Source organism: Natronococcus roseus (genome assembly GCF_043677095.1).
Classification (GTDB): domain Archaea; phylum Halobacteriota; class Halobacteria; order Halobacteriales; family Natrialbaceae; genus Natronococcus; species Natronococcus roseus.
This window is the reverse complement of the sequence record NZ_JBHLJR010000001.1, coordinates 439,646-465,333: the sequence shown is the minus strand read 5'-3', so window position 1 is coordinate 465,333 and position 25,688 is coordinate 439,646. Positions and strand designations below refer to the sequence as shown.

Here is a 25,688-nt window from a genome sequence, read left to right as displayed (position 1 = left end):
ACGGCTCGAGCCGATCGGTCGGCCGCCTCCGCTCGAGCGCGGCGTCGTGGTCGGACTGCGGCGATCTCCCCCCATCCGGAGTCGAGACACGAGAACCATAGGCAAGGGAACGCTCTCGACCGTCGCGGGTATGAAGCTATCCAGTGCGCTCGCAAGGCCGCTTTTATACGGGTGGCTCAAACCCCTCGCTCCCGCCCGGCGGGCTACTCCGTCGGCGGGCGAAACGCTCTGAACGTATGATAGTCGAGGACGGTCGCCTCGTCCTCGAGTTCGACCCAGCCGCGGTCGGCGAACATCCGCGACCAGTCGCGGACGTACAGGGGGACGCCGTCGACGTCGCGGACGTCGGTCACGCTCGAGTCGGGACCGGCGACGGTGGCGGTGGACGACGCGGCGTCGGCCGTCGATTCGTCGGCGTCGGTCTCGGCCGTGACGAGCAGCGAGTTGGTCAGCCGAACCAGCTCGTCGAACACCCACTCCGCCTCGGGCGGAAGGTGCTGGAGCGTCTGGACCGAATAGATGACATCGAACCGTCCGGTCTCGTGGGCGCGGACGAACTCCTCGAGCGAGCCGTGGGTGAACGTCCCCGCGGCGGCGAGGTCGGGGTAGACCCGTTCCATCACCTCGAACGCCGACTCGTTGATGTCGACGCCGTGGAGGTCGTCGTACCCGTGGTCGTGGAGGTGAGCGAGGTGGCGCCCCGAGCTACAGCCCAGTTCGAGGACGGTGGCGTCGGGACCGACGGTACGGTCGATGATCGCCTCGAGCAGTTCGCTCGTCTCGTTGGGACCGTAGTGTGCGTAGTACGCCGGCGAGTACGCGCCCGTTCGCTCCGCCCATCGGTCGTGAATGTCGTCGGAGTTCATCGAAGAAAACCCGTGAGCCGCCGAAGCAGCATCGCTCGCCGTCCGCTGTTCGTTCGTCTCGTCGCCGCGGATCGAAACTCCCGATCGAATCCGATCAGAGGCGCGTGAGGTTCTTCGCGCGCGGACCCTTGTCCGCCTGTTCGATCTCGAACTCGACCTCCTGTCCCTCCTCGAGGTCGGGGCCGCCGACGTCCTCCATGTGGAAGAAGACGTCGTCGTCGATCTCGTCGGTCTCGATGAAGCCGTAGCCGCCAGTGTCGTTGAAGAAGTCGACCGTTCCGGTTGGCATCACCTCTGACTCCGGCCCCCGACCATATATATCCGAGGGGTGTTCCCCCGCCGGTCGACCCGAGGGACCGTTTTACGACCTCCCCGTTCGAACAGGTAGTGTATGCAACGTGAACAAATCACGTACGACGACGGCGTAGTGTACGAGTTCAGCCCCGACCTCGAGGCGGTAACGACCGTCGAGCCCGGCGCCGAGTTGACGATCGAGACGAGGGACAGCCTGGACGGGACGATCCGGACGGAGGCGGACGTCATCGAGTCGATCCCTTCGCAGGTCAACGCCGCGACGGGACCGATCGCGGTCGAGGGAGCCGAGCCCGGCGACGTCCTCCGGGTCGAGATCGAGGAAATCCGTCTCACCGAGGAGCAGGGCCGCGTGATCACCATCGGCGGCTTCGGCCTGCTCGACGGCGAAGAGGGGATCGAGTCGCCGAGAACTCGGTTGCTGTCGGTCGAGGGCGACACCCTCGCGTTCGGCGACCTCGAGGTCGACGTCGCGCCCGTGATCGGAACGATCGGGGTCGCGACCGACTCGGAGTCGTACACGACGCTCGTTCCCCACGACCACGGCGGGAACCTCGATACGACCGACATGACCGCAGGCTCCGTCGCCTACTTCCCGGTGTTCCAGGAGGGCGCGATGCTCGCGATGGGCGACTGCAAGGCGGCGATGGCCGACGGCGAGATGTGTGGCACCGGCGCGGAGATCGCCACCGAGATCGACGTCACCCTCGAGGTGGTCTCGGATCCCGATCCGGGGCTCGAGCGGCCGCTGGTCGAGACGGCCGACGCCTGGAAGACGATCGCCAGCGCCGAGACGCTGCAGGAAGCCTGTAAGCTAGCAAACCGCGATGCAGTCGAACTGCTCGCGGCCGAACACGGCTGGGACGCGACCGACGCCTACATGCTCTCGAGTCTGGTCGGCGGCCTCGAGATCAGCCAGGTCGTCGATCCGCTGGTAACCGCGCGCAACGCGGTGCCGAAGGCGTACCTCGACTCGCCGTTCTAGCTCACCGAACCGCCGCGTCGGATTCGAGAACCCCCTCGAGCAGTCGGCGAGTCTCGGAGTCGGCCGTCAGAACGATCTCGAGAGTCGACGGATCGTACGCGATCACGCCGCGGTCGACGAGCCGCGGGAGGTGATCGTGCGCGAGCGAGATCTCGATTCGGCGTCGCTCCGACGACGTCCGCTTCCCGTCCCCTGGCGGAGCGCCTTCGATCCTCGTCTCGATCCCGCGAGCGAGCGCTTCGAGCGTCGTCGCTCGATCGAGTGCAGCCGTCGATACGTACTCGACGTCGCGGATCCGAGAGAAGATGCCAAATCACGTCCGGATTCGGATCGTTCGTTTCCGGTTCTGGCATACTCGATACTATAGTAACAACTGAAACGGTTTGCACACCGATCGCACAGCCGTCGTGCGATCGGGTGCGCACTGACTTTCAGTGGCTACTATAGGTGACACACGTCTCAATCGCACTCCCTCACCAGTATGGCTCGGCGGAATCGAGTCGTGGGCTCGACGACCGAACGAATCCGCACGACCGGTTACGACGACGCCGAGCTGGCGTAGACGAACTCCCGAACGAGCTTCCCGGCCAGCGCCGCGGCCTGTCCGTCGTCGCGGTCGTTGACCTCCACGACGTCGAACCCAGTCGCCGCGGGTGCGAGGGTGCGGACGACGTCGCGCATCTCGCGGGGCTCGAGGCCGAACGGCTCTTTGGTCCCCGTCCCCGGCGCGTAGCCCGGATCGGCGGCGTCGATATCGACGCTGCAGTACAGCTCTCGCTCGAGCAGCGCCGGATCGGGCTCCCAGTCGGCGACGTCCTCGGGCGGGACTACGGTGACGTCGGCCTCGCTCGCCCGGTCCCACTCCGCCTCGCTGCCGGTTCTGGCCCCGAGGACGACGGCCTCCTCGACGCGGTCGACGTCCTCGAGAATTCGTCGGGTGACGCAGGCGTGCGAGAGGGGGTTGCCGTCGTACTCCTCGCGGAGGTCGAGGTGGGCGTCGAGGACGACCAGCGCCTCGGGTTCGACGGCGCGGACGCCCGCGAGCGTGACGGTGTGTTCGCCGCCCAACACGAGCGGAACGGCGTCGTCCCAGACGACGTCCCGGACCGTTCCCTCGAGCCACTCGAGGTACTCGCCGACGTCGTCCCACGGGCGGACGTCGCCGTGGTCGACGACGCCCAGCTCCGAGAAGTACCGGTCCGTCCGGTGGTCGTAGTCGTCAAAGGTCTCGGAAAAGTGGCGGATGCGTCGGGGACCGAAGCGGGTCCCCGGCTGAAAGGTCGTCGAGGCGTCCAGGGGCGCACCGACGACCACGAAGTTCGCGTCCGAGCGATCGGGCCTTCCCGTCGCGTCGGCTCGCTCGCGCTCGTCGGTCGCCCCGGGGAACATTATATAATCTTTCGCTGTTCTTCCATCTCGAGGAACTCGATGTTCTCGTCGGGGGAGACGTCCTGGTCGTCGGGAACGCGCATCGTCATTGTCTCGTAGGTCTCGAGGTCCATCACCTGCATGTCCGAGCCGTCGACGGAGACGACCTGACCCTGCTTTCGCTCGACGATCGGGACCCAGATCTTCGCGTCGACGGGCTGGGACAGCGAGCGCTTCTTCCCGTCGAAGACGCCCTCGGCCTCGATGCGGGCCTTGGCGCTGCCGTGTTTACCGGGCTTGGCCGTCGAGTACGAGTTGATCTTGCAGGCCGCGTCGTCGATGACGACGTAGCTTCCTTCCTGGAGGTCGCGAACTTCTTGCTGCTGTTTCGCCATATCGCCGGGTAATCAACCGACGGCCATAAACCGTTTGGAATGGCCGCTCGAGCGGGTGGAGCCCGCTACCACGCCCCGTTCGCCCGGACTCGTCCGAGGCGATCCGGCTCGGAGCGAAAACGCCTCGGAGGAGGCCGTCGAACTGACCACCGATGCGATCCGCGCTCGCGGCGTCACTGCTCGTCGTCGCGCTCGTCGGGAGCGTCCTGCTCGTCCGATACGGACGGTCGCGGCGTCGCTCTCCGCTCGAGACGGCGATCGACGACCGACTCGCGGCGTCGATGGGACCGGGAACGGGGTCGCACCTCGAGCGGGCGCCGAGGGTTCGTCGGCTCGAGGTCCTCGAGGAAGACGCCGACGACCCGGTCTACGCGCCGCACGTTCGGATCGAGCTCGGGACGACCGACGCACCGGGGACGAAACTCGTCTTCGAGTACGTTGCGAGCGTGCTCGAAGCGGCCCATCCCGTCCTCTGTGAGCGCGACGAGCGCGTCGCGTACTACGACGTCGAGTTCACGTTCGGTCCCGACGGCCTGCTGGTCGAGGGCGAGTGTCGGCGGGTGACGGTGCCGGCAGGACTGGCCGACGAACTGCTCGAGGACGATCGCTACCGGGCGTTCGACCTCCGGCGAGACGTCGAGCGTGCCGACGGCGACGGCGAGTCCGTCGCGGCGCTGTGGCAGCCGTGTCGGTCGTAGTCGGCGGCTATCAACGTACCACCCGTCGCTACTCGAGCACTCGTTCGATCCGACTCAACCCCGCCTCCAGTTTCTCGGTCGGCAACCCGAACCCGATCCGGAACCGGTCCGGGTGACCGAAGAACTCCCCCGGCGCGAGAACGACGCCCTCCTCGAGGACCGCCCGACAGAACGCCTTGCCGTGCTCGAAGCCCTCGGGAACGGTGACGAAGCCGTTGACGCCGACGGGGTCGTACCATTCGAGGTCGTGTTTCTCGAGAAACTGCTGCACTCGATTGCGGTGATCGGCGACGAGGTCGCGATTTTCGGCGAGGATCTCGTCTTCCTGCTCGAGAGCTTGCTTCGCGACGTGCTGACCGAAGATCGAGGGGGAAATCGTCGTGTAGTCCTTCCAGTTCCAGGCCGTCTCGAGCAGATCCTCGTTCCCGACCAGCCAGCCGAAGCGCAGGCCGGCGAGCCCGTACGATTTCGACAGGCTGGCGGTCGAGAGGCCACGCGGGCCGAGGCTCGCGACGGGTGGCAACGGGTCCTCGGCGAGCAGCCTGTAGACTTCATCACAGAGCAGGTACGCGTCGTTGTCGGCCGCGAGGTCGTACAGCGCCTCGACCGTCTCGAGCGGGTGGTACCTGCCGGTGGGGTTGTTCGGGTTGTTCAGAACGAGTAGTTTTGTTTCGGGTCGGATCGCGTCGGCGACGGCGTCGACGTCGAGTTCCCAGGACGGCGGCTCGAGGGGGACTCGAGTCACCTCGCCGACGGCGTCGGGGACGGCGTGCAGCGCCTGGTAGGTCGGCGTGACGACGATGGCATGCGGGCTCCGCGACGCAGAGCCGGACGACGAGGCGCCGTCGGCGCCGAGCGTCGGCTCCTGCAGCACCGAGAGAAACGCCAGGAAGTTCGCCTCCTGGGTGCCGCACGTGCAGAGGACCTCGCTAGCCTCCCGATCGTAGCGATCGGCGATCCGCACCCGGAGGTCGGGATCGCCGTTCGTCGGGATCACGTACCCAAGTTCGCCGGGATCGGTGTCGAAGCGATCCGTCGAGAGGCTGCGGACGCCGCTCTCGGCGAGCATGATCTCGGCGTCGTGTTCGTACTCCGCGAACCAGCGCTCGAGGCCGAAGGTGTCGATCTGCATGTACGGGGGTTGGCGGGAGCGGGTAATACGGGTTGGTGGTTCGGCCGGACCGTCGGCCTCGAGAATCGGGCGGGGACGAGGCCCAAGCAAGTGTCGATCGACGGGGCTGAAGCACCGATTCGTCTCTCTCCCACCCGTACAGTTGCTCGGCACGTGATCGATCGTCGAAGCCTCGGTTCGGACGAACGTCGAATTATCGCCCGGTAACGTGTTCGGCTTCGATTCCAGCGCCGTAGGAACGGTCAATCCCTGTATATTGGGGGCTTTCTTACCACCGTATGTTATGCCCCTTTCCACCGGGCGTCCCGAACGGGAGCTATCGCGGCGCAAACTGATCCTTGCAACTGGTGTCGCGGGGGTTTCAGCGTTTGCGGGGTGTACGATGGACGATCCAGAGCCGTCGTCGGAGGACGTAGCGGAGACGGGAGCAACGATCATCGACCACTCCTCACCCGAACTCGAGAAGTGGGCCGACGAGGTTCCCCGCCCGGAAGTTCTCGAGCCGTCGGGGACGAAGGAGGGACAGCCCTACTACGAGGTAGAGATGCGAGAGGTCGAGCAGCGACTTCACAGCGACCTGCCGCCGACGACCGTCTGGGGGTACGACGGCCAGTATCCCGGACCGACGATCGAGGCCGAACAGGGTGAGCCGATCTACGTTCGGTGGAAAAACGACCTGCCGGACGAACACCTCCTGCCCGTCGATACGACCCTGCACGCCGACGTGGTTCCGTACGATACGTCGGGCGTCCACACCGTAACGCACCTCCACGGAGGCAACGTCGAGGCCGAGAGCGACGGGAACGCACAGGCCTGGTTTACCCGTGATTTCGAGGAGACGGGGCCCGCCTTCGAGCAGAAGGATTACTACTACGCCAACGAGCAGCCCCCATCGACGATGTGGTACCACGACCACGCGAAGGGGATCACGCGTCTCAACGCCTACGCCGGTTTGGCGGGGTTTTACCTCCTTCGAAACGACCACGAACGGGGGCTCGACCTCCCGGACGGCGAGTACGAGATTCCACTCGCCATCCAGGATCGGAGCTTCGAAGAGGACGGCTCGCTGTTTTACCCGGCGGCCGTGGCGGACGAGCAAGGCGGCAGCGACGACTCCCACCCCGACCCAACTGTCGTACCGGAGTTCTACGGCGATACGCCGGTCGTCAACGGGAAAGCCTGGCCCCGGCTGTCGGTAGAACCCCGTCCCTACCGACTTCGGATTCTCAATGCGTCGAACAGTCGGTTCTACCGTCTCGAGCTCGTAGAGTACGACGAATCGGCGGACGAAACGGGAGCCGACGGCCCTCCGTTCGTCCTGATCGGAAACGACGGGGGACTCCTCCCGGAACCGGTCGAACTCGAGGACCGGCTCGAGCTCGGTTCGAGCCAACGGGCCGACGTCGTCGTCGATTTCTCCGACTACGCCGGCGAGACGGTGCTGTTGCACAACGACGCGCCTGCGATGTATCGCGGTGACGGCGGTGACGATGACGACGGTGACGAAAGCGACGACGTCGTCCCGCTCCACGAGGTGATGCTCGTAGAGGTTGCCGATTCCGAATCGAACGACACGGACGGCGAGAGCAGTACGAACACCGAGGAGCACGACGCGGACGTCGGCTTCCTCCCGAGTGAACTGACCCAGGTTCCCGAACTTCCCGTCGAGTCGGTCGATACCGAGCGGTATCTGACGCTCGCACACGACACCGACGAGGACGACCGGGCGCTTCATTTGCTTGGCACGGCGGACGAACCATCCGGCATCCCGATGATGGGCCCGACTACTGAGACGCCGACGCTCGGCGACACCGAAATCTGGAGTCTGGCGAACCACACCAGCATGTCCCACCCGGTCCATCTCCACCTCGTCCACTTCCAAGTGCTCGGGCGACAGCCGGTTGGCGACTACGATCCGGACGAGGACACGATCGATCTCGACGCACTCGAAAGCCCTGAGCCGTACGAACTGGGCTGGAACGACGTCGTGACCGTCGACCCTGCGGAAGTCGTTCACATCATCGCCCACTTCGGGGAGTACGAGGGGCTGTTCACCGATCAGACGGGAGAGTACATGTGGCACTGCCACATGCTCGAGCACGAAGATCACGACATGATGCGTCCGCTCGAGGTCGGTCCCCGATCAGCCGGTGAGGAGGGGGACGGCGACGACACGTCGGCAGACGGCGAGACAGAATCGACGACCGAGGACGGCGACGACCACACCCACGAGAGCCACGGCGGCTGACTTCCTCCCACGACTGAGGTCGTGAGCTTTCTCCTCGAATCTCTGTAACCGGTGGGCGTTCGGACGGTGCGGACAGCCCACGGACCGTCGACGTGACGGTCGAAGCAACCGGTGGCGTGTCCGACTGGACGGTCTTCGTCGACGAATCGGGCGGCTACAGGCGGGTTCCGCCCGAAGAGTACACACTCGAACGCGAAGTCGTGCCTTCCGTTCTCGATAGACCACCGGCAGCGGGTACCTCTCCCGAAGAGACGGCACTCGCGGGACCTGGAGAGAACAATCCCCTCGTCGTGCTCGTGTGCGAACTGCTCGGGCCCGACTCGATCACCTCGATCACCAGAACGAGGGATTCCGAGGAAAGCCTCGCTCGTACCGACGATCGGGACGAAGCGAATCGATCCAGTGTCGGCCCGAGGCCGGAGGCCCCGGAGCGCTCTCTGCGACTCCGGCGTTCGCGAGGGGCGTATCGGGTTACTCGCCGCCGAGGTCCGGATCGAACAGATCGTCGACGCGACAGTCGAAGTACGCCGCCAGCTTGAAGGCCAGTTCCAGCGATGGATCGTACCGTTCGCGCTCGATCGAGTTGATAGTCTGCCGGGTCACGCCGACAGCTTTGGCAAGTTCACCTTGGCTCAACTCGCGTTCTTCCCGACGCTTCGTAACTTGATTTTCCATAGATCGTTAGTTGCGCCAGAGTACGATTCCGTAGCAGAGCCCGTAGAGGAGCGCGAGAGCCGACAGAACGTAGATCCCGCCCCACATCGTCGACGTGATGGTAAAGTATCCGCCGGCGTCGAGAACGTAGAGCGCCGGAACGACGCTGACCGTTGCGATCGCCGCGATCGAAAACATGAGACCGCTGGCGCGGTTGTGATGTGCTTCGTCGCGTTCGTCGGACAATTTAGTCTCGGTAACGCGCGGTAAGCCGAACGCGAGCCCCATCGCGGCCCAGGCTGCCACGAGGTAGGTGATCGTTCCGGCGAGTTGCGCATCGAGGTAGATTCCCGACCAGAGGCCGAGACAGCCGAGACCCACCAGTATCCAGACAGTCCGTTCGTACGCCCGCTTGCCGATACTGACCGAGTTGCGGGTGATGTTCATGTGTAAAGCATCTTTTACAGTAAAGCGTACTTTACAGACGGTAGTAAAACTACCGGCTGTTCGGAGATCGGCTATTTCAGCAGATCCGGACGGAATCCGGTGGAGAACAGGCGAACCGAGCCCTTCCTCGTCGCCTCAGGACCAGCGAAAGCCCTCGAGATCGGCGGGCGGCTCGAGCGGACTCGCGGGCAACTCGCCGGTCACCTCGGGATCGTTGTACGCGCCCGGCGCGACGTCGTTGGGCGTGTCGGGGTAGAACACCGAGGCCAGCGCCTGGAGCTGTCCCCGCCCGACGCCGAGTTCGAACTGCCCGCCGCCGTACAGCGTCATCCCGCGTTCCTGGCAGTAGTCGATCGTCTCGAGCAGCGACTCGAGCGAGCCAAAGCGGGAGGGTTTGATGTTGAGCCACTCGGGCTCCCAGGGCAGCTCTTGGACGTCCTCGAGGCCGTGAATCGGTGCGTCCCAGGAGGTTCGCGAGCGAACGGCCTCGTCCTCGAACAGCTCTTCTGTACCTGCCTCGAGCGCGGGGTCCTCGAGCACGGCGTCCGGAAAGCCCTCGATCAGGCGTTCGTACAGTTCCGGGCTGACCTCGACGTCGACCTCGGTGCCGCTGTACTGGCCCTTCAGGTCGAGGATGCGGACGGCGTCGATCGCCGCCAGCTCCTCGACCAGCGCGGCGTCCCACTCGGGAGTCGGATCGAGCTTCAACTCGAGACCCGGAACCGCCTCGCGCAGTGCCTCGACCCGATCAGTGGAAGGGTCGTCGCCGAGTCGCGTGCTGGCGACGAAGCGGACGGGCTCGTACTCGGTCTCGAGTCGCGACGCCAGATCCGTCCCGGCCTGGCGGAGCGCGAGGTCGAGCGCGGCGGCCTCGAGCCCCCACTGGCGGTAGTTCCGGAACACCTCGCGATCGGGCGCGCCCGCGGGAAAGAGATCGAGGTCGGCGAGTCGGCTCGAGAGGGAGTCGATCGTGTACTCGCCCGTGAGATCGGGCAACCCGCTCTCGGCGAGTGCGTCGTGGTCCTCGGTCTCGTAGGTGACGTCCTCGCCTCGTCCCTCGACGGGCTCGCCCTCGGGCCCGGGCCCCTCGAACGAGAACTCGGTGGTGACGCGGGTGAACCCGCTCGAGGTCTCGCGCTCGAGGCGGGCCATCGAGACGTCGTCGATCGTCAGCGACAGGTCGGCGATCCGATCATAGCTCATAGGTAGGTCTCGGCGGCCAGCGGAAAGAAGGTTGTAGTGGCGGCGACCGCGTCCGCCTCACTCCTCGCGTCGACGCTGGCGGAGGTTCTGGCGGGTGAACTGCGGCTTCGCCTGCAGCGTCCCGCCACCCTCGCGGAACGACCGGTAGAGCTGGACGAACAGCACCGCCGAGAGGACGGCGGCGACGATCGACGCCTCCGGCGCCCCCAGCGCGTACAGCACGCCCATCGAGAACAGCGACATCGTCAGCAACATGCCGTAGACGAGTCGCTTCGCGAGCTTGTCGAAGACGCCCTCCGAGTCCTCGACGCCGATCCGAACGTAGAGGTTGTCCCGGTCGAGTCGGTCCAGCGTGCGCTCGGTTTTGGGCGCGAGTCGAGTCAGCGACTCGCCGGACTCGCGGAGCTGGCGACCCGTCTGTTCGGCGTACTGACGGATGGACTCTTCGCGGTAGCCCTGTTCGGTCAGGTAGTCCGTCGCGGTGTCGATGAAGTCGAAGTTCTCGTCGAGTGTGACACAGACCCCCTCGACGACGGTCGCAACCCGCAGAACGAGCGCGAGGTTCTTCGGCAGCCGGAACGGGAACTCGTAGATCGAGTCCTCGATCTGGCCGACGATCTGCTGGACGCGATACTGCTCGATTTCCTGTCCGCGGGCGTCCTGGATCGCGAGCTCCATCACCTCGGCCATCACCGCCCGGTCGGCGTCGGGACTCAGGGTGCCGACCTCGATCAGCGCGTCCAGGATGGCGTCGATATCCTGGTTGGCGACGGCGACGTAGAACTCGACGATCTTCCCCTGGACGAACTCGTCGACCCGGCCGGACATCCCGAAGTCGTAGAAGATGATCGCCCCGTCGTCGGTCACCGCGAGGTTGCCGGGGTGGGGGTCGGCGTGGAAGACGCCGTCGTCGATGATCATCTGTAGGTACGCCCGCTGGAGGGTCTCCGCGACCTGGCTCCGGTCGATCCCCTTCCGATCGAGCGCCTCGACGTCGTTGATCTTCGTCCCCGGAACGTACTCCATCGTGAGCACGCGCGACCCGGAGTGGCTCTCGAGGACCTCGGGAATACGGATCCGGTCGTCGCTCGCGAAGTTCGAGCGGATCTCGGTCAGCATCGCCGCCTCTCGCTCGTAGTCCATCTCCTCGCGGATCGTCTTCGCGAACTCGTCGGCGAGATTCTCGAGCGAGAACGATCGGGACTCGTCGACGAAGTACAACAGAAGCGGCAGCGACCAGCGGATGACCCGCAGGTCGGCCTCGACCAGCGACTCGATCTCCGGACGACGGATCTTCACCGCGACGGGATCGCCGTCGACCCGCGCGCGGTAGACCTGACCGAGGCTCGCCCCGCTGATCGCCTCGGTGTCGAACTCCGCGAAGCGCTCCTCGAGCGGGCCGAGTTCGTCCTCGAGAACCTGTTTGGCTTCGGGCCAGTCGGCCGGCGGCACCTCGTCTTGCAGGGCGGCCAGTTCCTCGATGTACTCCGGGGGCAGGACGTCGGGCCGGGTCGACAGGAGCTGGCCGAGCTTGATGAACGTCGGTCCGAGAGTCAGTAGCGACTCGAGCAGGGTCTGTGCGCGGCGTCGTCGCGTCTCCGGGTCGACCCGTCGACGTCGGCCGAACAGCAGGAACCGGCGGCGATCGCGGGCGTACGCGATCAAAAGCGGCAGGAACTGCCAGGCGACGACGACGAACCGGCGGTACGCGCGGAGTGTTGCCAGCCTCGGTCACCCCGCGTTCTCGCGCTCGACAGAATCCAGTGGCGTCTCGCCGCCGTCCGCCGGGCGCTTCGGAACGGTCAGCTCGAGGACGCCGCGTTCGACGGCCGTCGCCGTCTCGCTCGCGGCGTCGTCGGGGAGCGGCAGCTCGACGTCGAGCAGGAGCGGCCGGTTCTCCTCGAGGTACCGGTACTCCCTGTCGTCGAGCTTCTCGCGGCGCGCCTCGATGGCGATCGTCTCCTCGGTGACCGAGACGGAGACCGACTCCGGCGTGGCGCCGGGAACGTCCAATACGAGGAGGTACGCGTCGTCGCTCTCGAGCAGATCGAAGAAAACGTCGTCCGAGAGGTCCCGCAACGCGTCGCGCAGCGTTGACATGGTCGTGGGTTCGAACGCGGGTACGAAAAACCCCGCGGTAGCGGTCGATTCCGGGCGAGCGCCGGGACCCCGAGGCGGCGTCCCGTACCCTTTTGGGTCCCGCCGACCCGAGTCAGCGTATGGAAGGAGCCGACAGCGAGCGCAAGGAGGCGGGGTTCAAGGAGCGAACGCCCGTCGACGAGGCGCGCCGAATTCTCACCGAGGCGGCCGTCGAGAGCGACGTCGACGACCCGCCGACCGGCACAGAGACGGTATCGCTCGAGCGAGCCGACGGGCGGGTGCTGGCGGCACCGATCACGGCCGCGAGAAACGTCCCGCACTACCAACGGGCGGCGATGGACGGCTACGCCGTCCGAGCGGGGGACACCTTCGGCGCGTCCGATCGATCCCCCGAGGTGCTGCGGATCGGCGACCGCGACGGGTCGGTCGGTCCCGAGACGGCCGTCCGGGTCCACACCGGCAGCGCGCTGCCCGACGGCGCCGACGCCGTCGTGATGATCGAACACGTCGAGGAGCTCGCGGACGTCGGCGAGCTCGAGGTCGGCGACGCCGTCGCCGAAGGGGAGAACGTCGCCCCGATCGGCGAGGACGTCGCGGAAGGCGAGGGGCTGTACGAGGCCGGCCACCGGCTGCGCCCCTCCGATCTCGGGCTGTTGCGGTCGGTCGGCTACGGCCGCCTCGAGGTCGCCCAGCGGCCGACCGTCGGCGTGATCCCGACCGGCGAGGAGCTCGTCGAGACCGACCCCGGGCCCGGCGAGGTCATCGAGACCAACGGGCTCACCGTCTCGCGAATGGTCGAGCGCTGGGGGGCCGACGCGACCTATCGGGACGTCGTCACCGACGACGCCGAGTCGCTGCGGGTGGCGATCCAGCGCGACCTGACGAAGGACGTCGTCGTCACCACCGGCGGCTCCTCCGTGGGCGAGCGGGACCTGCTACCCGAAGTGATCGACGAGATCGGCGAGGTGCTCGTCCACGGCGTCGGACTCAAACCCGGCCACCCCGTCTGTCTCGGAATCGTCGAGGAGACACCCGTCCTCGCGCTCCCGGGATACCCCGTCGCCTGCATCGTCAACGCCGTCCAGTTCCTCCGGCCAACGCTGCGCCGGCTCGAGGGGACGACGCCCGACCCCCACCCGACCACGCCGGCCGTCCTCGAGCGCAAGATCCCCAGCGAACCCGGCACCCGAACGTTCGCGCGGGTCCAGCTCGAGGAGCGCGAGGGCGAGGACGGCCCCGCGTTCGCGGCGACGCCGACGCGAGCCAGCGGGTCGGGCGTGCTCTCGAGCGTCGCCCTGGCCGACGGCTGGGTCGTCGTCGACGACGGGCTCGAGGGGATCGCCGAGGGTGAGACGGTCGCGGTCCAGGACTGGGAGTCACACCCCTGACCGTCCGGCCCCTCACGCCGTCGAATCGCTATCAGTAGTTGGTAGTACGGTTTCGTTATTCAGCGGTAGCCGTGAACTCGCATTCAGTACAGGCGAAGGCGATACCGCTGCGGTGCGGCTCAAGCACGGCACCCGCGAGCGACCAACGGGAGCGAGCGGCTTTTTAGCGTAGATTGTTGGAGTCGAGTGGGACCGGCGGCCCCACTGACCATGCGAATAGTGCGAGACCAACGATCTCGCATACCGTGTGAACGGACGCTGCGCGTCCGTAAACAGCGGGCGCTTCGCGCCCGTGAGCAGAGAGCGGTGAGCGAGCCCTGCGAGCGAACCCGACGAAAAAAGGTGCGTATACAGACATAGTAACCGAATAGTCTGCTTTATTTCATATTTTGGATTGGATGAATGAGTCGCGCTACTATCTACTGCTATCGATCATTCCGACCGACCGTCACGTCAGCCTCGACAAAGGATTATACCGGTGTTGCTGGTACGACGACTGCCATGACGGCAGTCAAAGTAATCCGCGTGATGGGCACATCGGAAGAGTCCTGGGAGGACGCCGCCCACGAGGCGTTTCAGGAAGCCAGCCAGTCGGTCGACAACATCTCCGGCATCAACGCCGAGCGCTGAACCACTGACGTCGAGAACGGCGAGATAACCGAGTACAAGGTGACGACCGAAATCGCGTTCCCGGTCCAGCACTGATCGGTCCTACTCCTGCTCCGGCTCGCGCAGCGTCGACTCGCTCGAGCGTGTCGATGGAGACGCTTCGTTCGACGCCCGATCGGAGAACACCTCCTCGAGGGCGTCCTCGACGCCGACGAGGCGCTCGAGCCGGCGTTCGAACTCTTCGTTGTCGATCTCGCCGGCGGTATAGCGGCGTTTGAGTTCCTCGACGGCGTCGCGGTCCGGGCCGGCCGACGTCAACGACTCTGCGGTCGGCTCCTCGAAGAGCAGGGCGGCGATCTCCTCGCCCCAGAACAGGAACACCGGCACCAGCAGGAACCAGCCGACGATCGCGATCAGCCCGGCGACGGCCTCGAGGCCGATCACGCCGACGATACTGATCAGAGCGAACGTGACGATACCGAGCAGCAGCCAGAGGTCCTCGGCCACGAACTCCCGGAGGTCGGTCGCCATATCCGCGATTTCGGCGGCGAGTGACAAAGTAGCTCCGTCGATGCGCGGGCGTTCGTCACTCGTCGCGACCGCGCCGCCACCGTCCGACGTACCGAGAGAGCGTCGTCGCGGCGAGCGCGTTCGTCGAGAGGCTCGAGCACAGCAGGAACAGGTTCCGGCGTTCGGTCCACTCGATCCGTTCGTTCTCCTCGGTCGCCGTCCAGGCGACGAACTGAGCCAGCGCCGTCGCGGTCCAGGCCAGCGCCGCGACGACGGTCAGGCGTCCGAATCGTACCATGTCGGCCGTTCGATCTCGAGGAACAAGACAGGTTCTACGTCGTCCCGGAGAGTGCGAGCCGAACCGCGTCCGCGAGGGCGTTCACCCGGGCCACGTGCTCGTAGGAACCGTCCCGGACGCCGTTGGTGACGTAGGAGAACGCAATCCCCGTCTCGGGGTCGGCCCAGCCGACGCTGCTGCCCAGGCCCGCGTGGCCGAAAGCGCGCTCGGGCGCCAGCGAGCCGAACGGGCTCGCGGCAGTGCCGCCCTTGTAGACGCCGAGCCCGTACCGCCTGGGTCTCGAGAGCGTGCCGTCGTTTTCGGTCGCGGCCTCGAGCCGGGTCATCGCGTCGACCGTCGACGCCGAGAGAATGCTGGTCCCCTCGAGTTGGCCCCCGTTCGCGAGGCAGGCGTAGAAGCGGGCCATGTCGCGGGCGGTGCCGATCCCGTTCGCGGCGGGGATCACGGCCCGGTGGATCGCCTCGGTGTTGAACGGCGCGGCGACCCGTGCGTTGTCCCCCAGCCCCTCCTCGGGGTCGCGACAGCGATCGAAGGCGTCGAAGGCGGCGAGCGTGGCGACGTCGTCGGGCTCGTGCTCGCGCAGGCCGATCCCCGTGTCGTCCATCCCGAGCGGGTCGAACACGCGCTCGGCGACGACCGTCTCGATCCGCGCGCCCGAGACGCGGCGGACGAGCTCGCCGACGAGCCAGCCGAACGTGAGCGCGTGGTAGGCCGGTTCCTCGCCGGGCGTCGAGACGAGGGCGGCGTCCTCGAGCCCCTCCACGACGCGCTCCCAGTCGGGCCACAGGTCGGGGCGGTCGTCGAGGTCGCTCCGCTGGAGCCCGGCCGTGTGGCTGAGCACCTGTCGGACGGTGATCTCGGCCTTCTCCGTTCCGTCCGCGGCGAACTCGGGCCAGTGGTCGACGACCCGGTCGTCGTAGGCGAGCGCGCCGTCGTCGACGAGCGCGTGCAGCGTCGCCGCGGCGTACGGTTTCGTACAGGAGAACAGGACGTGACGCGTCTCCGGCGTCGTCTGCTCGCCGTCGGGACCGGTCGTCCCGCCCGCGAGATCGAGGACGGGGTCGCCGTCGACGAAGACGGCCAGCTGGGCGCCGTGGTGGAGGCCGACCTCGAGGTGGCGGTCGAAAAGCGCCGCGATCCGATCGCGCTCGCCGTCGGCGAGCTCGAGCCGTGACATACGACGTCAAACTCCCTTCGGACTTGTAACCGTTCCCCCGCGGCGATCGACCGACGTTTTTAGCCCCGGCCCGATAACTCCGGGTATGGACCGCAAGGAATTTCGAGATCTCGCCTCCCCGGAGGAGGCCCGCGAGGCGATCCGCTCGCTCTCGCTCGAGGGCGGTATCGATCACGTCTCGCTGGCCGACGCTCGCGGACGGGTGCTCGTGGCGCGACTGGACGCCGAACTCGACGTCCCCGGCTTCGACCGGGCGAGCCTCGACGGCTACGCGCTTCGCGCGCGGGACACGTTCGGGGCCGACGAGGCCGACCCCGCCGAGCTCGAGCTCGCGGGCGAGGTTCACGCCGGCGAGGAGCCCGACGTCGCCGTCGGCGAGGGCGAGGCCGTCGAGATCTCGACCGGCGCGGTGATGCCCACGGGCGCGGACGCGATGGTGCCCGTTGAACGAACCACCCGCGTCGAGCAACGCTCGACGGAACAAGCGAGCGGTGAAACCGCGAGCACCGCAGGAGAGACCGTCCAGATCCGGACCTCGGTCGCCCCGGGCGACAACGTCATGTTCGCGGGCGCCGACGTCGCCGCGGGCGAGCGCGCGCTCGGCCCCGGGACCCGGATCACGCCGCGGGACATCGGATTGTTGTCGGCGCTGGGGGCCGACGACGTTCCGGTGCGATCGAAGCCGAAGGTCGGAATCGTCTCGACGGGCGACGAACTCGTCCGCCCGGGCGAGGCGGTCGACAGCGACCGCGGCGAGATCTACGACGTCAACAGCTACACGATCGCCGCGGGCGTCGAGGACGCGGGCGGCGAGGCGGCGCTCTACCCCCACGCGGGCGACGAGCAAGACGAGATGGAACGCGTGCTCCGCGAGGCCGCAGCGGAGTGTGACCTCGTGCTCTCGTCGGGTTCGACCAGCGCGAGCGCGGTCGACGTCATCTATCGGGTCATCGAGGAGCAGGGAGAACTGCTGCTCCACGGCGTCGGCGTCAAACCCGGGAAGCCGATGCTCGTGGGTCGATTAGAAGACTCGGCGTACGTCGGGCTACCGGGCTACCCCGTCTCCGCGATGATGGTCTTCAGAACGTTCGTCGCGCCCGCGATCCGGGAGGCGGCCGGCCTTCCCGAGACCGAGACGGCGACGCTCGAGGGTCGGATGGCCAGACAGGAGCGCTACGACGAGGGTCGGCTGCGGCTGATGCCGGTTGGCATGGTTCGTGACGGCGACGGCGAGACGCTGGTCTACCCCGTCGACAAGGGCAGCGGCGCGACGACGAGCCTCGCGGAGGCCGACGGCGTCGTCGAGGTCGCTCCCGGAACGGACTACCTCGAGACGGGGGAGTCGGTCACCGTCTCGCTGTTCTCGCCCGACGTCAGGCCCCCGACGCTGCTCGGCGTCGGCGAGGACGATCCGACCCTCTCCCGGCTGCTCGACGGGCTCGACAACCCGCGGTACCTCTCGGTGGGCTCCCGGCCCGGCCTGCGGCGGCTCCGGGAGGGTGTACCGGACGTCGCCGTCGTCGCGGGACCGACGGATCGGGACGTCGACGCCACCGAGCTCGGCGGCTGGGACCGAGAGTGGGGGCTGCTCGTCAAACCCGGCAATCCCGACCGGATCGAGGGGCTGGCCGACCTGGTCGACGAAGACCACCGGTTCGTCAACCGGACGACCGACTCCGGGCTGCGCTCGAGCCTGGGTGCCGCGGTCGCGACACTCGCCGAGGAACGGGACGTCGAGCGCCACGATATCGTCGACTCGATCGTCGGGTTCGACCTCGGGCTGCGCGCCCACGAGAGCCCCGCGCGGAAGGTGATCGCCGACGAGGCCGACGCCGGGCTCGGGCTCCGGGAGACCGCCGACCGTCTCGACCTGGGGTTCGTCTCGCTTGGCTCCCAGCCGGTCCGGGTGCTCGCGAACCCCGACCGCCTCGAGAAGCCTGGCGTCGAGGAACTCGAGGCCGCCCTCGCCGACGTAGCGAACGGGCGTTAGCGAGGATGAGAGTCAGCGTCGGCTGAACAGCGATTTTTACGCCCCCGCGGTGTACGGAGCCCGATGTCGACCATCGCCGAGTTTCGGATCCCGGCTGCGGACACGACGCTCGAGGCCACGTTCGATCGACTTCCAGAACTACGAGTCGAACTCGAGGCGGTCGTCTCGCGCTCACAGCCCTGTCTCTGGATCGCCGACGCCGAACGGTCGGCGGTCGACGCCGCCCTCGCCGACGATCCGTCGGTCGGAACCTACGACCTGCTCGTCGAGACGAGCGATCGGCTGCTGTACGACGTGACGTTCGTTCCCGACGCCGACACGCTGTGGGACCGGCTGCTCGCCGACGGCGGCTCGCTGCTCGAGGGCTGGGGAACCGACGGCTGGTGGCAGGCTCGCGTACGGTATCGTGACCGCGAGGCGCTCTGCCGGGCCCACGACCGACTCGCCGACCGCGGCATCGGCGTCGACCTCCGGCGCGTAACGGACGTCACGCCGGGAGCGCCCTCGACGACGAGGCTCACCGGCGAACAGGAGGAGGCGCTCGAGGCCGCCCTCGAGCGGGGCTACTTCGAGATCCCGCGGGAGATCTCGATGGAGGAGCTGGCCGACGAGCTGGGAATCTCCCACCAGGCGCTGTCCGAACGGCTGCGACGGGCCTACGAGACGCTCGTCAACGAGGAGATCCAGCCGGTCGGCGAGTCGGAGACCTGATGCCGGGGAGTTCGTCGAACGACTCGACGCGGTAATCCCCGAGAACGCACTGGCCGCGGCGCTCGTGGCCGACGCGTTCGACGTGGATGGCGTCGAGCCCGGCGTTCCAGGCTGCGCCGACGTCGTTCGCGCCGTCGCCGGCCAGCACGCCTCGGTGGCCGTTGTGTGCGACGCCGAGCTCCCGCAGGACGGACTCGACGGGTTCGGGATCGGGCTTCCAGCCCGTCTCCTCGGTACAGCAGAGGCGGGCGTCGAACCAGTCGCGGATCCCGACGTTGTCCAGTACGGGTTCACAGAGGAACTCCTGGCAGTGGGTGACGAGCCCGACGGGAACGTCGAGGTCGGCGACGAAGGCGGCGTCGTCGTGGAGGTAGGTCTGTTCGGCCCGCACCATCGGGTCCTCCTCGGCGTGGAACGCCTCCCAGAACTCGTGGGGGTCGATCCCCCACGCCTCGAGCTGGCGGTCTCGGGAGCCGGTGAGCCCGCTCCAGATGATGTCCGCCTCTTGGTCGGTGAACTCGCGACCGAGGCGGTCGCCGACCCGGTCGAACACCTCCCGGGTGTAGGACCACTCGACGTCGATGAGGGTGCCGTCGAGATCGAGCAGCCAGTAGTCGTATTCGGAGACCATTCGGACGACTACCTACGCGATTCGCGAGTAAATGTGTGTCGCTCGAGCGGACCGCGCTACGCCCGGTCGACGACGTGGATGCTCGAGCCGAGATACTTCGAGAGCACCTCGGAGACGTCGTCGGCGTTGAACGCCTCGAGGTCGTCGGCGATCTCGGCCTTCAGCGCCTCGAGATAGGCCTCGTCGGTCCGCAACTCCCGGAAGGAGACGGCCTCGATCGCGTTGAGTGGCTCGCCGAGCCAGTCGGCGGCCAGGCGCCTGGCGTGTTCATCGTCGCCGACCTCGCCCCGCCAGAGCGTGTTCCGGAAGAACAGCCACCCTTCAGTGCCGGGCTCGGGGGCGTCCCGCGAGACCGTCACCGTCGTCTCGCCGTCGCCGTCGACCCGAACGCCTCCCGTAGCCGGCTCGAGCCGGAGGCGAACGCGGAAGACGTAGGCGGCGTCCATCAGCCGCCGTATTCCTCGTCGGCGAGCTCCGCCATCTCGATGTCGGCGTCGGTGATTCCGCCCTCCTCGTGGGAGGTTAGCCGAACCTCGACCTCCTCGTAGCGGATGCGGATCTCGGGGTGGTGGAACTGCTCCTCGGCGACCTCGCCGACGTCCCCGGCGAAGCTCACGCCCTCCAGGTAGTCGTCGAACTCGTAGGTGCGGACGATCTCGTCGTCCTCGCGCTCCCAGCCGCCGGGCAACTGTGCGTCGATCTCGTCGTCCGAAAGCAGGTCTGCCATAACGGACGAACGGAAGGGACGAAAATAACGGTTGTGCCGTCTGGATCGTGGTCAGTCGTCGTCGGTGACGCCGACCTGAACGTCGGCGGAGTCGAGTTCGGCCATCGCGGCGATCGAGGGCGACCGCGGCGGTTCGCCGCCGAACTCGGGATCGAACAGCTGCAGGGCGGTGTTGATCGTGCTCCAGTCGTCCTCCGCGGCGGCCTCCCGCAGACTCTTCGTCGGCGGGGCCAGCAGCTGGTTGACCATCGAGTCGGCCATCGCCTCGAGCACCTCGCGCTGGGAGGCGTTGCCCTTCTCGAGTTCGGCGATCGCCCGCTCGAGTTCGCGTTCCTTGATTCGATCGGCCGACTCGTACATCGCGGCGATGACCTCGTCGGCGCGGGCTCGCTTGTACTGATCGCACAGCAGCTCGAACTCCCGATCGATCATCGCCTCGACCTCGTTCGCGGCGTCGGCGCGCTGTTCCCGGGTCTCGGCGGTGATCGACTCGAGGTCGTCGAGATCGTACACCGTCACCGACTCGAGGCCGCTGACTGCGGGCGAGACGTCGCGGGGCTGGCCCAGATCGACGACGACCTGGTTGCCCTCATCCGCGAGGTGGTGTGGCTCGACTACGGGCTCGTCGCTGCCCGTCGCGGCGATCACGACGTCGGCGTCGTCGGCGACGGTGGCGAGCGCCCCGAGCGGGACGGCGTCGGCGTCGACCGCGAGCTCGTCCGCGAGGTGGGCGGCGCGGTCGACGGTACGGTTCGCGACGAGCAGCTCCGAGACGTCGGCGTTGACGAGGCTCCGGGCCGCCAGCCGGCCCATCTCGCCGGCCCCGACGATCAGGCCCGTCGCCCCCTCGAGGGTGACGTCGTCGGCGACGAGCCGGGTCGCGGCCGATCCAAGCGAGACGACGCCCTCGTTGATCGCGGTCTCCGTTCGGGCGCGCTCGCCGACGTGAATCGACTTCGTGACGGCGGCCTCGAGCATCGCTCCGATCCCGCCGGCATCGCGGGCGTCCTCGTAGGCGGTCCGGACCTGGCCGATGATCTGGTCCTCGCCGAGCACGACGGACTCGAGTCCCGTGGCGACCCGGAGCAGGTGGCGCAGGCTCTCGTCGTGGCCCGTGACGACCAGCGCGTCGTCGTCGGTCGTCGCGAAGAACTCCTCGAGCGTGGCCCGACCGAGCGTCGCGTCGCTCGAGACGACGTAGGCCTCGACCCGGTTGCACGTCGAGAGGACGTACGCCTCCTCGATTTCGGGAACGCTACAGAGCGCTTTGACGGCTGCTCGCTGGCTGTCGGGGCTCGCGGCCGCGAGATCGTCGACGCTCCCGCTGTCGTGTGTGACGCGTGCGGCCGTGATAACCCCACTCACGGCAGATCGCCCTCCGTCGCCCGTTCCTCACTCAGCACGTCCTCGATCACTTGGGATGGCTTGGAGGCTCCGGTACGTAAATCTGTCCAAACGTCCGGTGATTTGACGACATCGCCGACGAGTTCGCGCCGACGGACCGGATCGACGTCCCGCGATCTGAGCTCCGTCCGCAGCGCCGCACAGACCCGGGCCATCTCGCCGGCGCCTGCCAGCTCAGACTCGAGCTCCCGGCGAAGGTGTTTGCTCAGCGCGGGAGCGGTTCCGCCCGTCGCGATCGAGACGACGACGGGATCCTCGCGGACGGTCGCTGGAACGACGACGCTACCGGGATCTCGCCCGCCCGAGCGATCGGCGCGGTTGACGAGCACGCCGCGCTCCCGTGCGGCCCGCGCGGCCGCCTCGTTGATCGCCTCGTCGTCGGTTGCGGCAACGACCAGCGCGGGCTCACAGCGCTCGAGCCAGTCGCCGACGTCGCCGGGCTCGGGCGCGGCTCGAATCAGCTCGGCGTCGCCGAAGCGCTCGTCGGCGAACGCCGGACTGACGACGATCACCTCGGCCTCGCGGGCGAACCGCCGGGCTTTTCGCGCACCGACCGGGCCGCCGCCGAAGACGAGCACCGTCGCCCCCGTAAAGTCGTGGAGTAGCGGAATCATGGTGGTATCGAACGATCGCATCGCCGAATCGACGGCGATCCGGCCGTCGTCCGCCGCGGTCACCGCGGGAACGACGGCCGACGCATACGGGACCGTCGGGTCGCGTCCCGGATAAGCGAATCGGCGGCTCTAGAACGGGTACTCCCGGGGGTCGTGTTGCAGGGAGAGCCACTTTCGCTCGGTAACTTCCTCCAGAAACGCCTCGGCGTTGTAACTGCCGATCCCGGAGGCGCCAGTGCCGCCGAACGGGACGTGGGCCTCGTCGTTGATCGGCTGATCGTTGACGTGGACCATCCCCGTCTCGAGGCGGTCGGCGATCCGCCGTCCCGCGCCGACGTCGCCCGCGTGGACCGACCCCGAGAGGCCGTACTCGACGGCGTTGTGGAGTTCGACAGCCTCGTCGATATCCGAGAACGGGATCACGGGCGCGATGGGGCCGAAGTGCTCGTTGCACGCGGCGGCCATGTCGTTCGTCACCCCGGAGAGAACCGTCGGTGCGACGACCAGCGAGTCGTCGACCCCGTCGATCTCCACCGTTTCGCCGCCCGTCTCGAGGGTCGCCCCCGCCTCGACGGTCTCCTCGACGTAGCCGAGCATCTCCTCGCGCTGGCTCTCGTCGATGATCGGGCCGACGACGGTGTCGTCGTCGTGGGCGCTGCCGGCCGGCAACGACTCGATGCGCTCGGTCAGGCGCTCGACGTACTCGTCGTAGACGTCCTCGTGGACCAGGTGGCGGTTGATCGAGAGACAGACCTGTCCCTGATGGACGAACGTGCCGAAGACGCCGGCGTCGACGGCGGCCTCGAGGTCGGCGTCGTCGGTGACGATGTGGGCGTTGTTCCCGCCGAGCTCCATCGCGGCCTCCGCGAGGTTCTCGCCGGCGGTGGCGGCGACCCGACGGCCGATCGGCGTCGACCCGGTGAAGGCGACGACGTCGCTCTCGGGGTGGCCGGCGACCCGATCGCCGATCTCCGACCCCGTTCCGGTGACGACGTTGAGGACACCGTCGGGAACGCCCGCTGCCTCGAACAGCTTCGCGATGAGCAAGCCGCCCGCGATTGGCGTGTTCGAGGCGGGCTTGAGCACGACCGCGTTCCCGGCGGCGATCGCCGGCGCGACCGCCCGCATCGAGAGGTTCAGCGGGAAGTTCCACGGCGAGATCACCGTGACCACTCCCTCGGGGACGCGCTCGACGACGTTTTCCTTCCCGGGGACGTTGGAGGCGGCGTGCTGACCCTTCATTCGGCGGGGCAGCGTCGCCGCCTCAGCGGCCTGATCGGTCGCCAGCTCGAGCGACGTCTCGCCCATGATCCGCGAGCCGCCGGCCTCGCTCGCGAGCAGCTCGACGATCTCGTCGTGGCGCTCCTCGAGCTCCTCGACGACGCCCCGCAACAGCTCCTCGCGCTCGGCGGGCGGGCGGTCGCCCCACGCCGACTGGGCGGCCGCGGCGGCCTCGTAGGCCGCGTCGACGTCGTCCTCGACGGCCGCGGGGACCGACGCGATCGACTCCCGCGTCGAGGGGTCCTCGACGGTCAGCTCCTCGCCGCTTTCGGACGGCGTCCACTCCCCGTCGACGTACAGCTCGCTCCAGTCGTCGGTGATTAGTAGAGACATCGAGCGTCAACGCTACGCGCGTCAGGAGGAAAACGGTCACGGACGGCGAACCCGGCTGTCGGTTGCGGCGACCGCGACGGGGCCGACTTCTCGCCCGTCCCCACGTCGGCCGTCCGCTACTCGCCCTCGACGCCGGTGGCGTCGTGGCCCAGCTCCCGAATGTCCTCGAGGATCGCCTCGTGGTCGGCGCTGGCCTCGTAGTAGATGACGATGTCGAAACTGCCCTCCCGGAGCAGCTGCTGGCACTCCCAGACGAAGTCCTCGTCCTCGAGCGTGAGTCCCTGGTGCTGGTTCGAGGAGAAGTCGGGGTCGTCGTTACCCGAGTAGACGTAGCAGTCTTTCGGATCGTACCCCGAGTGCTCGGCGATGATATCGCCGACGTCGATCGTCGTCTGCATCATCCGGACGTCCTCGCTGCCGTCGTAGTCGGTGTGGACGATCGCGCCGTTGAGGTCGACCTCGCCGGGCTCGAGCAACGCCTTCGTTCGCTGGTAGAGATCCTCGTCGAGTGTGTCGCTCATCGGCCGAGACGAGAACCTCCGACCTGATAGCGGTCACGATTGCTCCCGGTGTGTCAGTGCGTATCGATAGCGCTGAGTAACACACAAGACACATACTTCTGGTCCTCGTCACGTCGAGTGATGAATCGGTGGCTCCGTGAGCGCGTGGACGCGGCGTACGAGCAGCTCCTCTCGAGGGAGATCGACGGTGTGCCGACCCACGTCGCCGTGATTCAGGATGGCAACCGCCGGTACGCACGCCGGCAGGGAGCGGACGCGACCGACGGCCACCGCGCGGGCGCCGAGACGACCGAGCGCGTCCTCGAGTGGTGCCAGGAGGTCGGCGTCGAGGAACTCACCCTCTACGCGTTCTCGACGGAGAACTTCGATCGCCCGGCCGAGGAGCGCGAGGCGTTGTACGATCTGCTCTGTGAGAAACTCCGGGAGTTCGCCGACGCCGAGCGCGTCCACGACAACGGCGTCAAGATCCGCGCGCTCGGCGCCATCGACCGACTGCCCGAGCGGGTCCGGGAGGCGGTCGACTACGCCGAGGAGCGAACCGCCGACTACGACCGCTTCGTGCTCAACATCGCGCTGGCCTACGGAGGTCGCTCGGAACTCCTCGAGGCCGCCCGCGGCGTCGCGACCGACGTCGAGGCCGGCGAGGTCGACCCCGAGGAGATCGACGTCGAGGCGATCGAACGCCGGCTGTACGACGAGCCGGTTCGGGACGTCGACCTCATCATTCGAACCGGGGGCGACGAGCGGACCTCGAACTTCCTGCCCTGGCACGCCAACGGCAACGAGGCCGCCGTCTTCTTCTGTACCCCCTACTGGCCCGAGTTTTCGAAGCCCGACTTCCTGCGCGGGATCCGGACGTACGAACACCGCCAGGAGTCCTGGCGCCGGACCCGCGCCCGCCGGGCGCTGGCCCTGCTCGGGGCGATGAGCGATCCCGAACTCGCGGAGGCCCGCTCGATCGTCGACCGGTTCCGCGACTCGCTGCCGACCGCCGAACAGCCCGACGAGGACGAACTCGAGGGAGTCGACTCGAGCGGACCCGCCGCCGACTGACCCCGCCGTGTCTCGAAACCTACAATCGGACGG

Annotated in this window: 28 protein-coding genes and 1 pseudogene; 8 read left to right on the top strand and 21 right to left on the bottom strand. The window is 67.5% G+C overall.

Translation table 11 applies throughout. The features are described from left to right. Positions 1-203: 203 nt before the first annotated feature. A complete protein-coding gene (locus ACFEMD_RS02425) occupies positions 204-866 on the bottom strand; it encodes a class I SAM-dependent methyltransferase (protein WP_394739289.1) in 663 nt (220 codons plus the stop codon). A 94-nt stretch (positions 867-960) separates the two neighbouring features. Continuing rightward, positions 961-1,155: a cold-shock protein gene (locus ACFEMD_RS02420; RefSeq protein ID WP_005556387.1), complete on the bottom strand. Its 195-nt coding sequence runs from the start codon at positions 1,153-1,155 to the stop codon at positions 961-963. A 102-nt stretch (positions 1,156-1,257) separates the two neighbouring features. Here ACFEMD_RS02420 and ACFEMD_RS02415 point away from each other — a divergent pair, with 102 nt between their 5' ends. Beyond that, the gene (locus tag ACFEMD_RS02415) at positions 1,258-2,163 is read left to right on the top strand and encodes an acetamidase/formamidase family protein (RefSeq protein ID WP_394739287.1); all 906 of its coding nucleotides are present in this window, start codon (positions 1,258-1,260) and stop codon (positions 2,161-2,163) included. 142 nt (positions 2,164-2,305) lie between these two features. Here the strand turns inward: ACFEMD_RS02415 and ACFEMD_RS22035 are convergent. From ACFEMD_RS22035 to ACFEMD_RS02405, 3 genes and pseudogenes are all read right to left on the bottom strand, one after another. Then, a pseudogene (locus tag ACFEMD_RS22035) lies at positions 2,306-2,374 on the bottom strand (hypothetical protein); the annotation flags it as partial. Between the two features lie 326 nt (positions 2,375-2,700). Then, positions 2,701-3,552: an agmatinase gene (gene speB, locus ACFEMD_RS02410; protein ID WP_394739286.1), complete on the bottom strand. Its 852-nt coding sequence runs from the start codon at positions 3,550-3,552 to the stop codon at positions 2,701-2,703. Then, a complete protein-coding gene (locus ACFEMD_RS02405) occupies positions 3,552-3,926 on the bottom strand; it encodes a translation initiation factor IF-5A (RefSeq protein ID WP_278301700.1) in 375 nt (124 codons plus the stop codon). The genes speB and ACFEMD_RS02405 overlap by 1 nt, the downstream gene beginning before the upstream one ends. A gap of 152 nt (positions 3,927-4,078) precedes the next feature. Between ACFEMD_RS02405 and ACFEMD_RS02400 the strand changes: the two genes are divergently transcribed. Then, positions 4,079-4,624 (top strand): hypothetical protein, encoded by a 546-nt coding sequence (locus ACFEMD_RS02400; RefSeq protein WP_394739285.1) that lies wholly within the window; start codon positions 4,079-4,081, stop codon positions 4,622-4,624. A 28-nt stretch (positions 4,625-4,652) separates the two neighbouring features. On the opposite strand, the gene ACFEMD_RS02395 is transcribed toward ACFEMD_RS02400, so the two are convergent. Next, positions 4,653-5,756 (bottom strand): aminotransferase class I/II-fold pyridoxal phosphate-dependent enzyme, encoded by a 1,104-nt coding sequence (locus tag ACFEMD_RS02395; RefSeq protein ID WP_394739284.1) that lies wholly within the window; start codon positions 5,754-5,756, stop codon positions 4,653-4,655. 382 nt (positions 5,757-6,138) lie between these two features. On the opposite strand from ACFEMD_RS02395, the gene ACFEMD_RS02390 reads away from it, so the two are divergent. Next, positions 6,139-8,004, top strand: coding sequence for a multicopper oxidase family protein (locus ACFEMD_RS02390; RefSeq protein WP_394739282.1), 1,866 nt, complete (start codon positions 6,139-6,141; stop codon positions 8,002-8,004). A gap of 471 nt (positions 8,005-8,475) precedes the next feature. On the opposite strand, the gene ACFEMD_RS02385 is transcribed toward ACFEMD_RS02390, so the two are convergent. The 5 genes from ACFEMD_RS02385 to ACFEMD_RS02365 all read right to left on the bottom strand — a co-directional run bounded on the left by ACFEMD_RS02385 (position 8,476) and on the right by ACFEMD_RS02365 (position 12,408). Then, a complete protein-coding gene (locus ACFEMD_RS02385) occupies positions 8,476-8,679 on the bottom strand; it encodes a helix-turn-helix transcriptional regulator (RefSeq protein ID WP_394739281.1) in 204 nt (67 codons plus the stop codon). 6 nt (positions 8,680-8,685) lie between these two features. Beyond that, positions 8,686-9,105, bottom strand: coding sequence for a DUF2178 domain-containing protein (locus ACFEMD_RS02380; RefSeq protein ID WP_394739280.1), 420 nt, complete (start codon positions 9,103-9,105; stop codon positions 8,686-8,688). Between the two features lie 135 nt (positions 9,106-9,240). Continuing rightward, entirely contained in the window at positions 9,241-10,308 is a 1,068-nt protein-coding gene (locus ACFEMD_RS02375) for a hypothetical protein (RefSeq protein ID WP_394739279.1), read from the bottom strand. 57 nt (positions 10,309-10,365) lie between these two features. Continuing rightward, entirely contained in the window at positions 10,366-11,973 is a 1,608-nt protein-coding gene (locus tag ACFEMD_RS02370; RefSeq protein WP_394739278.1) for an ABC1 kinase family protein, read from the bottom strand. A 66-nt stretch (positions 11,974-12,039) separates the two neighbouring features. Further along, a complete protein-coding gene (locus ACFEMD_RS02365) occupies positions 12,040-12,408 on the bottom strand; it encodes an Hsp20/alpha crystallin family protein (protein ID WP_394739277.1) in 369 nt (122 codons plus the stop codon). 119 nt (positions 12,409-12,527) lie between these two features. Here ACFEMD_RS02365 and ACFEMD_RS02360 point away from each other — a divergent pair, with 119 nt between their 5' ends. Further along, positions 12,528-13,796 (top strand): molybdopterin molybdotransferase MoeA, encoded by a 1,269-nt coding sequence (locus tag ACFEMD_RS02360; RefSeq protein WP_394739276.1) that lies wholly within the window; start codon positions 12,528-12,530, stop codon positions 13,794-13,796. A gap of 501 nt (positions 13,797-14,297) precedes the next feature. Continuing rightward, a complete protein-coding gene (locus ACFEMD_RS02355) occupies positions 14,298-14,426 on the top strand; it encodes a dodecin domain-containing protein (protein ID WP_394739275.1) in 129 nt (42 codons plus the stop codon). Positions 14,427-14,507: 81 nt separating this feature from the next. Here the strand turns inward: ACFEMD_RS02355 and ACFEMD_RS02350 are convergent, their stop codons facing one another. From ACFEMD_RS02350 to ACFEMD_RS02340, 3 genes are read right to left on the bottom strand one after another with little or no spacing between them, the layout of a single operon-like run. Continuing rightward, positions 14,508-14,936, bottom strand: coding sequence for an SHOCT domain-containing protein (locus tag ACFEMD_RS02350; protein ID WP_394739274.1), 429 nt, complete (start codon positions 14,934-14,936; stop codon positions 14,508-14,510). A 55-nt stretch (positions 14,937-14,991) separates the two neighbouring features. Continuing rightward, positions 14,992-15,213, bottom strand: a complete 222-nt coding sequence (locus tag ACFEMD_RS02345) for a hypothetical protein (protein WP_394739273.1) — start codon at positions 15,211-15,213, stop codon at positions 14,992-14,994. A gap of 34 nt (positions 15,214-15,247) precedes the next feature. After that, positions 15,248-16,390: a serine hydrolase domain-containing protein gene (locus tag ACFEMD_RS02340; RefSeq protein ID WP_394739272.1), complete on the bottom strand. Its 1,143-nt coding sequence runs from the start codon at positions 16,388-16,390 to the stop codon at positions 15,248-15,250. Positions 16,391-16,475: 85 nt separating this feature from the next. On the opposite strand from ACFEMD_RS02340, the gene ACFEMD_RS02335 reads away from it, so the two are divergent. Beyond that, positions 16,476-18,380: a molybdopterin biosynthesis protein gene (locus ACFEMD_RS02335; RefSeq protein WP_394739271.1), complete on the top strand. Its 1,905-nt coding sequence runs from the start codon at positions 16,476-16,478 to the stop codon at positions 18,378-18,380. A 63-nt stretch (positions 18,381-18,443) separates the two neighbouring features. Beyond that, positions 18,444-19,091, top strand: a complete 648-nt coding sequence (locus ACFEMD_RS02330) for a helix-turn-helix domain-containing protein (protein WP_394739270.1) — start codon at positions 18,444-18,446, stop codon at positions 19,089-19,091. On the opposite strand, the gene ACFEMD_RS02325 is transcribed toward ACFEMD_RS02330, so the two are convergent. From ACFEMD_RS02325 to ACFEMD_RS02295, 7 genes are all read right to left on the bottom strand, one after another. Beyond that, positions 19,051-19,722 (bottom strand): HAD family hydrolase, encoded by a 672-nt coding sequence (locus ACFEMD_RS02325; protein ID WP_005556344.1) that lies wholly within the window; start codon positions 19,720-19,722, stop codon positions 19,051-19,053. The genes ACFEMD_RS02330 and ACFEMD_RS02325 overlap by 41 nt on opposite strands. A 56-nt stretch (positions 19,723-19,778) precedes the next feature. Further along, positions 19,779-20,168, bottom strand: a complete 390-nt coding sequence (gene lwrS, locus ACFEMD_RS02320; protein ID WP_394739269.1) for an LWR-salt protein — start codon at positions 20,166-20,168, stop codon at positions 19,779-19,781. Further along, the gene (locus ACFEMD_RS02315; RefSeq protein WP_394739268.1) at positions 20,168-20,449 is read right to left on the bottom strand and encodes a 4a-hydroxytetrahydrobiopterin dehydratase; all 282 of its coding nucleotides are present in this window, start codon (positions 20,447-20,449) and stop codon (positions 20,168-20,170) included. Before ACFEMD_RS02315 ends, lwrS begins: the two co-directional genes overlap by 1 nt. 51 nt (positions 20,450-20,500) lie before the next feature. Then, complete coding sequence (gene hemA, locus ACFEMD_RS02310) at positions 20,501-21,814, bottom strand: glutamyl-tRNA reductase (RefSeq protein WP_394739267.1); 1,314 nt, start codon at positions 21,812-21,814, stop codon at positions 20,501-20,503. Then, positions 21,811-22,467, bottom strand: a complete 657-nt coding sequence (locus ACFEMD_RS02305) for a precorrin-2 dehydrogenase/sirohydrochlorin ferrochelatase family protein (RefSeq protein WP_394739764.1) — start codon at positions 22,465-22,467, stop codon at positions 21,811-21,813. Before ACFEMD_RS02305 ends, hemA begins: the two co-directional genes overlap by 4 nt. 129 nt (positions 22,468-22,596) lie before the next feature. Beyond that, positions 22,597-24,081 carry an aldehyde dehydrogenase family protein gene (locus ACFEMD_RS02300; protein ID WP_394739266.1) on the bottom strand — a complete coding sequence of 495 codons (1,485 nt, stop codon included), beginning with the start codon at positions 24,079-24,081 and terminating at the stop codon, positions 22,597-22,599. Between the two features lie 116 nt (positions 24,082-24,197). Then, a complete protein-coding gene (locus tag ACFEMD_RS02295) occupies positions 24,198-24,602 on the bottom strand; it encodes a DUF5778 family protein (protein ID WP_394739265.1) in 405 nt (134 codons plus the stop codon). Between the two features lie 120 nt (positions 24,603-24,722). Here ACFEMD_RS02295 and uppS point away from each other — a divergent pair, with 120 nt between their 5' ends. Beyond that, complete coding sequence (gene uppS / locus ACFEMD_RS02290) at positions 24,723-25,655, top strand: polyprenyl diphosphate synthase (RefSeq protein ID WP_394739264.1); 933 nt, start codon at positions 24,723-24,725, stop codon at positions 25,653-25,655. Positions 25,656-25,688: the final 33 nt, after the last annotated feature.